General features: G+C 44.4%; 7 protein-coding genes. 1 reads left to right on the plus strand and 6 read right to left on the minus strand.

The features are described 5' to 3' along the window. The 6 genes from AC37HE_RS07165 to pta form a co-directional block, all read right to left on the minus strand. Window positions 1-570 (minus strand): cation:proton antiporter domain-containing protein (locus tag AC37HE_RS07165; protein WP_500782122.1); only part of this gene is annotated, 570 nt, incomplete at its 3' end. An 86-nt stretch (window positions 571-656) separates the two neighbouring features. Further along, window positions 657-1,745 (minus strand): butyrate kinase, encoded by a 1,089-nt coding sequence (gene buk, locus AC37HE_RS07170; RefSeq protein ID WP_500782123.1) that lies wholly within the window; start codon window positions 1,743-1,745, stop codon window positions 657-659. Window positions 1,746-1,825: 80 nt separating this feature from the next. Further along, a complete protein-coding gene (locus tag AC37HE_RS07175) occupies window positions 1,826-2,725 on the minus strand; it encodes a phosphate acyltransferase (protein ID WP_500782124.1) in 900 nt (299 codons plus the stop codon). A 179-nt stretch (window positions 2,726-2,904) separates the two neighbouring features. Continuing rightward, window positions 2,905-4,116, minus strand: a complete 1,212-nt coding sequence (locus AC37HE_RS07180) for an acetate/propionate family kinase (RefSeq protein ID WP_500782125.1) — start codon at window positions 4,114-4,116, stop codon at window positions 2,905-2,907. Between the two features lie 13 nt (window positions 4,117-4,129). Further along, window positions 4,130-5,101, minus strand: coding sequence for a 3-hydroxyacyl-CoA dehydrogenase family protein (locus AC37HE_RS07185; protein WP_500782126.1), 972 nt, complete (start codon window positions 5,099-5,101; stop codon window positions 4,130-4,132). Between the two features lie 5 nt (window positions 5,102-5,106). Then, window positions 5,107-6,111 carry a phosphate acetyltransferase gene (gene pta, locus AC37HE_RS07190; protein WP_500782127.1) on the minus strand — a complete coding sequence of 335 codons (1,005 nt, stop codon included), beginning with the start codon at window positions 6,109-6,111 and terminating at the stop codon, window positions 5,107-5,109. Between the two features lie 432 nt (window positions 6,112-6,543). On the opposite strand from pta, the gene AC37HE_RS07195 reads away from it, so the two are divergent. Then, window positions 6,544-9,459: an FAD-binding and (Fe-S)-binding domain-containing protein gene (locus AC37HE_RS07195; RefSeq protein ID WP_500782128.1), complete on the plus strand. Its 2,916-nt coding sequence runs from the start codon at window positions 6,544-6,546 to the stop codon at window positions 9,457-9,459. Window positions 9,460-9,896 lie beyond the last annotated feature (437 nt).

Consider the following 9,896-nt stretch of genomic DNA (forward strand, 5'->3'; position numbering starts at 1 on the left):
GATATTTCCGCTCAGTACCAACGCAACTGTACCGGCATCGTCCAGGTTGAAGTTTTCAATCAGAAAATAGAAGAACATGATACCCAGAATGTCTGAAAAAGTACTTTCATAAATCATAAATTCACGCTTGTACTTTCCCAGGTTATTCACACTGGGAATAATGATCGCACTACTCATTATTGAAAACGGAATAGCATAAATCAAGGCCGGTAGAAAGCCCATATTCTGGATAAAAAACTGGATGACACCAGCGATCAATAAACTGGAGAACACCAGCGACAACAAAGCAATAACCAGCGATTTCCAAATGATCGGCCACTTCTCCCTGCTAAGCTGTAAATCAAGAGCTGCTTCCAGCACAATCATAATCAAGCCTACAATTCCAAGGACCTCCAGGGTATTAAAATATTCGGGTTGAATGCCGACATAGTTTAATAATTGCCGCAAGCCCATGCCCAGGAAGATTAAAAGCAGAACGCTGGGAATATTCGTTTTGCGCGCAATAACATTAAATAGGAATGAAATGATGATAACAACACAAAGGCTGATCACAAAGAGATAAGCACTCATATGAAAGTAGTTTTAGCAATGGAAAGATAACAATATCTTCTGTTTAATCGGGCAAAGAATCAAAAATAGAGCGGGTGTTTTCGAAACTAATCCATCTTGGGATTATACTTTTTAGAGACTAATTCACCCCGGGCAACCATCAGCGCATTCATGGCCAGAGCAGCCAATTCGTCCTCACCTGGATAGATAAAGATCGGAGCAACGAAAGCAACGCGCTCGGTGATTAAAGAGGTCAAAACTTCATTGTAGGCCATTCCTCCGGTTAACAAAATCGCATCCACATTACCTGCCAGCACAGCAGCCATTTCACCAATACATTTGGCTACCTGGTAAGCCAAAGCCTGTTCAATGAATATAGCCTGCAAATCGCCTGCTTCTGCCCGTTTTCGAACGTCCAGGGCATTGTTGGTTCCAAGGTAGGCGACATAACCTCCCTCCCCCACAACCATGCGGTATATTTCATCCTTTGAATAACGTCTGCTAAAACACAGATCGATTAACTGCCCCACCGGAAGTCCGCCACTCCGTTCGGGGCTAAAAGGCCCGTCACCATCCAGCGCATTATTCACATCAACCACACGTCCGTTCAAATGGGCACCAACCGAAACCCCACCACCCAAATGAACGACAATCAGCCGGGAAGTCTCGTAATGCGTCCCGGTTTTGCGGGCATGTAACCTCGCTGTTGCTTTTTGATTTAAAGCGTGAAAAATAGATCGTTTCACAAATTGGGGATGACCGGTTACCCGGGCAATCGGCTCCAGTTCATCGGTCACAACAGGATCGGCAATATAAGCATGCGCTCCGGGAATTTGGGAAGCAATATAATCAGCAATAATGGGTCCCAGGTTACTCGCATGCTTGCCGTAAACACCTTCGCGAGAATGCTGCAGCATCAGCTGGTCAACCCGGTAAACCCCCGACTCAAGCGGATAAGTCAATCCACCGCGGCCAATGATGTGCTTGATTCGGTCGATATCGATTTTATCTTCAACTAAAGCATCGATAATCATTCCCTTGCGATAACCAAACTGGTCAATAATATCGGCATAAGCTGAAAGCTCGTCCACCGAATGGCGAAGCGTCTGATTTAAAATACAGGTTTCATCGGCATAAACTGCAAACTTGGTCGATGTTGACCCCGGATTAATCGCTAATATAAGGTGTTCTTTCATTGAATTTAAATACTTAATCGGACAACCAGCATCAGCTGAGTCCTGATTTCATGGCGCCAATAGCTTCAATCAGGCCTACTTTAGCTCAACAAAGCAGCCAAGGCAATGGAATTTAATTTGGTTTGAACACTATCTCCGCGCGATGACAGCACTGCCGGTACTTTAGCGCCAACAACAACAGCTGCCTGATTCGAATCGCATAATTTGGCCCCCATTTTATAGAACACATTTCCTGCATCAATGTTGGGAAAGAGCAAGCAGTCAGCATCACCGGCAACAGGAGAGTTTACCTTTTTAATAGCTGCTGATTCCTGATCTATTGCAACATCCAATCCCATCGGTCCATCAACAATTCCTCCTGGGATCTGACCACGATCAGCCATTTTGGAGAGCATAGCCGCTTCAACACAGGCTGGAATTGAAGGAAGAACCTGTTCTGTTGCAGCAATCAGCGCAACTTTAGGATTTTCAACACCAAACTTTTGAGCTGTTTGAATTAAATACCCGATCATAACCTCCTTCTGCTTCAAATCGGGATAAGGAATAATGGCAACATCACTCACAAAAAGCAGCTTGTGATAGTTCGGATTTTCAAAAACGGTGATATGGCTTAATACACCTTTGGGGCCAATCATCTCATATTCTTTATTCAACAAGGCCCGCATGTACTTATCGGTGCTAATCAACCCCTTCATCAAACAGTCAGCCTTTAGCTCGGCAATTAACTCGAGGGCCAGGCGAGCGGCTTGTTCTTCGCTTGCAGCATGAATAATCCCGAAACGATCTTCGGGAATTACAAGCCGGGCACAAATATCGGAAATCTGTTTTTTATCGCCGGTAACCAACACCTCAACCAATCCTAAATCGACAGCCATGGAGGCCGCAGCAAGGCTATGTTCATCGACTCCGTTTACCAAAACCATTTTCCGGCGTTTACCGGATTGAGCCGCTTTGAGCAAATCTTCAAGTTTCGTAATCATAGACACCGTATTTTTGCCAATTAAGTTAACACTTCATTTCGTATTAATCTCAATCATTTCGCATACTTTACAGCGTACCGAACTGCTATAAAACAAAAAATCCGACACTCGAAAGTATCGGATTTTAAAATATAATAACAGCTTTTATTATTTATTTCAAGCTATAAGTAATCGCAGCATTAAGCTTTCACTTTATCAGCAACGATTTTTTCAGTATCCATAGCGATCATCAACTCTTCATCAGTTGGAACGACCATCACTTTAACACGAGAGCCTTCTTTACTGATCACTCCTTCGTCGCCGTAAGTTTTATCATTTACAGCAGTATCAAGTTCGATACCCATAAATTCCATATCCGAGCAAACTTTCTCGCGCACATAAGTTGCAAATTCACCAATACCACCAGTGAATAAAACAATATCGGCTCCACCCATGCCAGCGATATATGATCCGATGAATTTCTTGATCTTATAGCAGTAAATATCGAGAGCTTCCAGGGCCTTTTCATTACCTTGCAATGAAGCTTCTCTAATTTCACGCATATCCGAAGAAATACCAGTTAATCCAAGCATACCACTATGTTTGTTCAACAGTGTATTCAGGGTTTTTAAGCCAATATCTTCTTTCTCCATAATGAAAGTCGCTGCACCTACGTCCAAATCTCCGGAGCGGGTTCCCATGATCAAACCTTCAAGCGGAGTGAATCCCATGGTAGTATCAACCGATTTACCGTTTTGAACAGCAGCAATTGACGCACCGTTACCCAAGTGACACGAAATAACTTTAGACTTGTTGTAATCGATACCCAGCATTTCGCAAGCACGTTTCGATACGTAGCGGTGGCTGGTTCCGTGGAAGCCGTAACGACGAATTCCGTATTTCTTGTAAAGCACATAAGGAATTCCGTACATGAAAGCCTTCGGATCCATGGTTTGGTGGAAAGCTGTATCGAATACACCTACCTGGGGAATTCCCGGGATTAGCTCTTCCATCGCTTCAATACCTTTAATGTTTGGCGGGTTATGCAGAGGAGCCAGGTCGGTACATTTAACCAACGCATCGATTACCTCATCAGTAACGAATTCACTTGAACTGAAATACTCCCCACCATGCACAACACGGTGACCGACAGCATCAATTTCATTCAAGGTTTTTAAACAACCGTATTTTTCACTGGTCAGGACACCCAATACATATTCGACACCTGCTTTGTGATCAAGGATTTCACCCTCGAAAACGATTGATTGTCCATCTTCTGTTTTATGTTTCAGGAATGAACCTTTCATTCCTAGCTTTTCAATTCCACCTTTTGCGATCACATGACGATCGGCCATATTGAAAAGCTGATATTTGATTGAACTACTTCCGCAGTTTAGTACTAAAACCTTCATTTCAATTGATTTTTTAGCATTTTTGATCTGTTGACTTGATCCGGTTTCCGTCCTCATCGTAATCGTAAAAACCTTTTCCGGTAACTTCTCCCAGTTGTTTGGCACGCACTAAGCGTTTGATATAAGGAGACGGTTTGTAACGAACATCACCGAATTCGTTGTAAATGTTATCCATCCAACGAACGATTTTGTCCAATCCCATTTTATCAGCCATCTCAAACGGACTAATACGCATACCAAAACCGATACGCATAGTCTGGTCGATATTTTCAATAGTCGAAATGCCTTCCATCAACATCTCGCAAGCTTCATTCAATACAACTACAAACATCCGTACTGCAATCAAGCCAGCTGATTCTTCTACAGGAATCACCTTGCGATTAATCAATTGAACGAATTTGCAAACTTTAGCGTAAGCTTCTTCTGAAGTGTAAAGACCTTTCACAACTTCAACCATTTTCGCTTCTGATGAAGCAATCAGGAAGTGGATGCTCACACAACGTTCTTTGTGTTCCAGTTCTGAAGAAAGCTCAGTGATAACAATCGTAGTTGAATTGGTTGCAATGATACAATCCTGATCAACAACCTGTTCAATTTTCTTGAAAATCGCTTTACGTTCTTTCAGTTTACCACCACGGTCTACAGCACGAATGGCTTCAACAACAAAGTCGCAACCTGATAAATCTTTATAATCCAGCGATCCTTTGATACGAGATAAGATCGCTCTTTTCTCGCCTGAAGTTAACCCCCAGTGCTCGATACGCTGATCAAGAACTTTTTCAATATTGCGGTAAGCTTCGCGAATTTTTTCTTCGCTTACTTCGATGAATACAACTTCGATCCCGTAAAAACTGGCAACGCGGGCAAGGTTTTGACCAACAATACCGCAACCAACAATACCAATTTTTGAAAACAGGGTTCTCGATTTTTCCTTTTTGATTAAGCCAAATTCTTCAATGGCTTCATAAATAGTGTCGCTCGCCATATTTCTTATTTTTCAAAAGCCGCTGCCTGATTACAGGTGATGGCAACCAAGTTTACAATATCACTCGCTGAACAACCTCTCGACAGGTCGTTGATTGGTGCTGCCATACCTTGCAGGATTGGCCCGATAGCTTCAGCACCAGCCAGGCGTTGCACCAGTTTATAGCCAATATTGGCAGCTTCCAGTCCCGGGAATACCAATACATTCGCACGTCCGGCAACTTCGCTGTCCGGAGCTTTCAGTTTAGCAACTTCAGGCATCAAAGCAGCATCCAATTGCATTTCGCCATCAATTTTCAGGCTGCCATCCATTTCCTTAGCCAACTTAGTTGCATTGGCAACTTTGTCAACCAATGGATGTTGGGCACTTCCTTTAGTTGAGAAGCTCAACATAGCGATGCGTGGTTCCATACCCACAATTGCTTTAGCTGTTTTTGCTGTTGTAACAGCAATCTCGGCCAGCTGCTTTTCATCCGGATCCGGCATTACTGCACAGTCGGCAAACATCAGAATTCCGTCGTGTCCGAAGTGAGGATCGTTTACAAACATGATAAACGCACCTGATACAACGCTAACACCCGGTAATGTTTTTACAAACTGGAAAGCAGGACGAAGAACATCGCCTGTTGCATTGATTGCACCGGCAACTTCACCGTCAGCATCACCAGCTTTGATCATCATTGGTGCAAAAACCAACGGATCGTTCAGCATAGCCAATGCTTTCTCTTTTGCTAATCCTTTTGATTTACGAATCTCAACCATCATATCAGCATAAGCGTCACGACGGCTGTCTGTTTTTGGGTCCACAATAACGGCGCCTTTGATGTTAACACCGATTTCATCGGCAACTTTGGCGATTTCTGCCGGGTTTCCCAACAGAATAATCCGTGCAATATTTTCTTTAAGAATAATTTCTGAGGCTCTCAGAGTACGAGGTTCTGATCCTTCCGGAAGAACGATTCTTTTTTGATACTCCTGAGCATTTTTAATGACACGTTCAAGTAGTTTCATTTGTATAGAGCTAATTTTTATAATACCTTCTTAGTTAATAAATCTTATCCCGGTAAACCTTTTCTAAAAAAGTCATTTCAGGCTTCATAAAAAATGATCTAAGGGGGTACAATTTCAAAAAACGGGTCAGTCTTTAGTTGAATCTTTCAGGCTGAATTCTACCGTATGCAAAAATAAGGAAAATAAACGGAGCCCAAAGCCCACCAAACCCTTTTAATTGGATTAGAAGGCCAAATTGAGGTAGATTTATCCAATTTTTGGGTGAAATGTTCGAACTTTGTGCAATCGATTGTACTACTATATACCGAATTCCGCCAAAATGCCTTGCAATATTAATTTTTCTTAAACTTTCGCCCCCCTATTATTATTTAGTATAGCTCGGCAAAGCAGAAATTAATTGGTTACTTTTGTTTTGTTTTACGCTCATATACCATGATTCAAGTTGAAACCTTCCATATTCTGAAAGAAAAGCTCCACGGGGATCTCTTTACAGAAAACGTACAGCGTGTAATTTATGCAACCGATGCTTCGTCGTACCGGGAAATTCCGGAAGCGGTATGCAAGCCCAAAGATGAAGCCGATATCCGGGAGATCATTGCCTTTGCCCGTGAAAACGGGACTTCTGTCATCCCAAGGGCAGCGGGAACCTCCTTAGCCGGCCAGGTTGTTGGTCCGGGTATCATTGTCGACATCTCCAAGTATATGAACCAAATCCTGGAGTTCAACAAAGAGGAACAATGGGTATGGGTTCAACCCGGGGTAAACCTGGCGGAGCTGAACCAGTTTCTGGCACCTCACGGCCTGCAGTTTGGACCTGAAACCTCTACAGCCAATCGTTGCTGTATCGGCGGGATGGTAGGTAACAATTCGTGCGGGCTGCACTCACTGGTTTACGGTAGTGCCCGCGATCACTTGTTGGAAGCTGAATGCATCCTTTCCGATGGTTCAACAGTTACATTTAAAGCCTTAACAAGCGAGGAATTTCAAGCTAAATGCGAGGGTGATCCTGCACTTTTGGAAACCCGCATTTACCAAAATATTTACGAGACGCTTTCGAGCGAGCACAACCAGGAACAGATACGACAGGAATTTCCGGATCCCAAAGTAAAACGCCGCAATAACGGCTATGCGATCGATGTACTGCTGGAAACCGATCCTTTTACCGGGAACGGCGAAAAGCTAAACGTATGCAAGCTTCTGGCAGGCAGTGAAGGAACCCTGGCATTTTCAACCAAACTAAAGTTGAACCTGATTCCGTTACCACCATCGCACCGAGGTTTGGTTTGTGCCCACTTTGCCAGTTTAAAAGAAGCTTACCGCGGCAACCTGATCGCCCTGAAGCATCAACCAACAGCCATTGAGCTGATGGACGACATCATCATGAACTGCACCAAGGAAAATATTGAACAGCGTAAAAACCGCTTCTTTATTTCCGGCGATCCTGCTGCCATGCTGATGATTGAACTGGCCTGCGACACCCTGGAAGAATTACTTCAGAAAGCAGCCGACCTGGAAGCCGATTGCCGCATTGAAGGTGTGGGCTATCATTTTCCCCTGGTACAAGGCGACGACAATATCAAAAAAGTTTGGGCATTGCGTACGGCCGGTTTGGGCGTTCTGTCCAACATTCCTGGTGACAAACGCAGTACAACGGTTATTGAAGATACCGCCATTGCCCCGGAATATCTGCCCGACTATATGGACGAACTCGACAAAGTGCTCGAAAAGTATGGTCTGAGTTGTGTGAAGTATGCCCACATTGCCACCGGCGAAATTCACCTTCGTCCCTTGTTAAACCTGAAGGATGAAAACGATGTGGAGCTCTACCATACCATTGCGAAAGAAATTGCAGCACTGGTCAAAAAATACCGCGGATCGTTAAGTGGTGAACATGGAGATGGTCGTCTGCGGGGTGAATTTATCCCCTTCATGCTGGGTGATCACAACTATAAGCTCATCAAAAAACTGAAGAAAACCTGGGATCCGGATAACATCCTCAATCCCGGAAAAATTATCGATACACCACCCATCACCGAGAACCTGCGCTTTATTGCCGGCCAGCAACGCACGGTTAAAACGACATTGGAATTCAAGATGGGTGAAAATATGTTGCAAGCTATTGAGCGTTGCAACGGATCGGCCGACTGTCGTAAAAGTGTGTTGATTGGCGGAACCATGTGTCCAACCTTCATGGCGACCAAAGACGAAGATAAAACCACCCGGGCCCGGGCCAATGTACTCCGCGAATTTTTGACCCGATCGGATAAAGCCAATCCTTTCGATCACGAAGAGATTTACCAGGTAATGGACCTTTGCCTGTCGTGTAAGGCTTGCAAAGCCGAATGTCCGTCGAATGTGGACATGGCCAAATTTAAAGCCGAATTCCTGCAACATTATTACGAGGCACATGGTGTCCCGCTTCGTTCAAAGCTGATTGCTTACATGCCGCGCCTCTACAAGTTGGGCCGCACATTTCGCCCAATCACGAATAAGGTAAGTAACGCCAGCTGGTTTAAAAAGCTCATTGGTTTTGCTCCCGAGCGGCAAGTACCGCAACTGGCTAAACAAAGCTTGCGCAAATGGTACCACAAGCCAACCGAAATAAACGGACAAAGTCTCGGGAAAGTATACCTTTTTGCCGATGAGTTTACCAATGAAAATGAAAGCGACATAGGTATCAAAACAATTCTGCTGCTCAACAAACTGGGCTACGAAGTGGTAATCCCCAAACACCACGAAAGCGGACGCACCTTCCTGTCGAAAGGGTTGGTCAAAAAGGCAAAAGAGATAGCCCGCGAGAATGTTGAAATGCTGTCCGGCCTAATCTCGGAAAAAACACCGCTGGTTGGAATCGAGCCTTCTGCCCTGCTGACCTTCCGCGACGAATATCCGGATCTGCTGGAGGGGGATCTAAAAGAAAAAGCCCGGGCATTGGCCCAAAATACCTTGCTCATCGATGAGTTCTTAGCCCAACAGGATGAGAAAGGCAAAATAGACAAGCATCGCTTTACCTTAAATAAAGTTGATATTAAGCTACATGGCCATTGTCAACAAAAAGCGATTGCCTCGACTGCACCAACGCGACGCATGCTGGAGATTCCATCGAACTATAAAGTGTCGGAAATCAAAAGCGGGTGCTGTGGGATGGCCGGATCATTTGGCTACGAAAAGGAACATTACGAGCTTAGTCTGAAGATTGGAGAAATGGTTCTTTTCCCGGCCGTACGCGAAGCTTTACCCAAAGAAATTATCGCTGCCCCGGGAACCTCGTGCCGCCATCATATTCTGGAAGGAACAGGACACGAAGCACTCCACCCGGTAGAGATTTTGTATAATGCGCTGAAGTAGTCGTGAGACACGAGTCGTGAGTTTAGTAGCAGGTAGGCTGCAAGTTATTAGCTGCAAGCTGCAAGTTGGTGAAACCTGTCAGCATCCGAAGGTTCTGACAGCGTTGGGGAGTAGCGCCAAAGGCCCGAAGTTGTCGTCATCGCGAGTATTTACCCCAAATAAATGGGGCATAATGCGGAAATGACAGTTATTATAAAATCTGTCATTGGTAGGACGCAATCCTTGAAATGTAGAATATCGAATAACCAATACGGAATGTAGAAGTAAGAAAGCGCAATTCACAAAGTTTCGGTTTTTGAGTTTCGAGTTACTGCCCCGTGCGACTGATCACTTTCTTGTAGCTCTTCAATCCATCAATCATTAAATCTGTCATTGGTAGGACGAAGGACGAAGCGATCTGTTTTGGTGCGCTGGATCGAGAGATGGCTTCGCTTTGC

Source organism: Mangrovibacterium sp. (assembly GCF_059905295.1).

What these genes read in the sequence shown, in the direction of transcription:
- AC37HE_RS07185 (WP_500782126.1), bottom strand. Translation starts at nt 5,101, where the DNA reads ATGGCGAGCGACACTATTTATGAAGCCATTGAAGAATTTGGCTTAATC.
- buk (WP_500782123.1), bottom strand. Translation starts at nt 1,745, where the DNA reads ATGAAAGAACACCTTATATTAGCGATTAATCCGGGGTCAACATCGACC.
- AC37HE_RS07175 (WP_500782124.1), bottom strand. Translation starts at nt 2,725, where the DNA reads ATGATTACGAAACTTGAAGATTTGCTCAAAGCGGCTCAATCCGGTAAA.
- AC37HE_RS07180 (WP_500782125.1), bottom strand. Translation starts at nt 4,116, where the DNA reads ATGAAGGTTTTAGTACTAAACTGCGGAAGTAGTTCAATCAAATATCAG.
- AC37HE_RS07195 (WP_500782128.1), top strand. Translation starts at nt 6,544, where the DNA reads ATGATTCAAGTTGAAACCTTCCATATTCTGAAAGAAAAGCTCCACGGG.
- pta (WP_500782127.1), bottom strand. Translation starts at nt 6,111, where the DNA reads ATGAAACTACTTGAACGTGTCATTAAAAATGCTCAGGAGTATCAAAAA.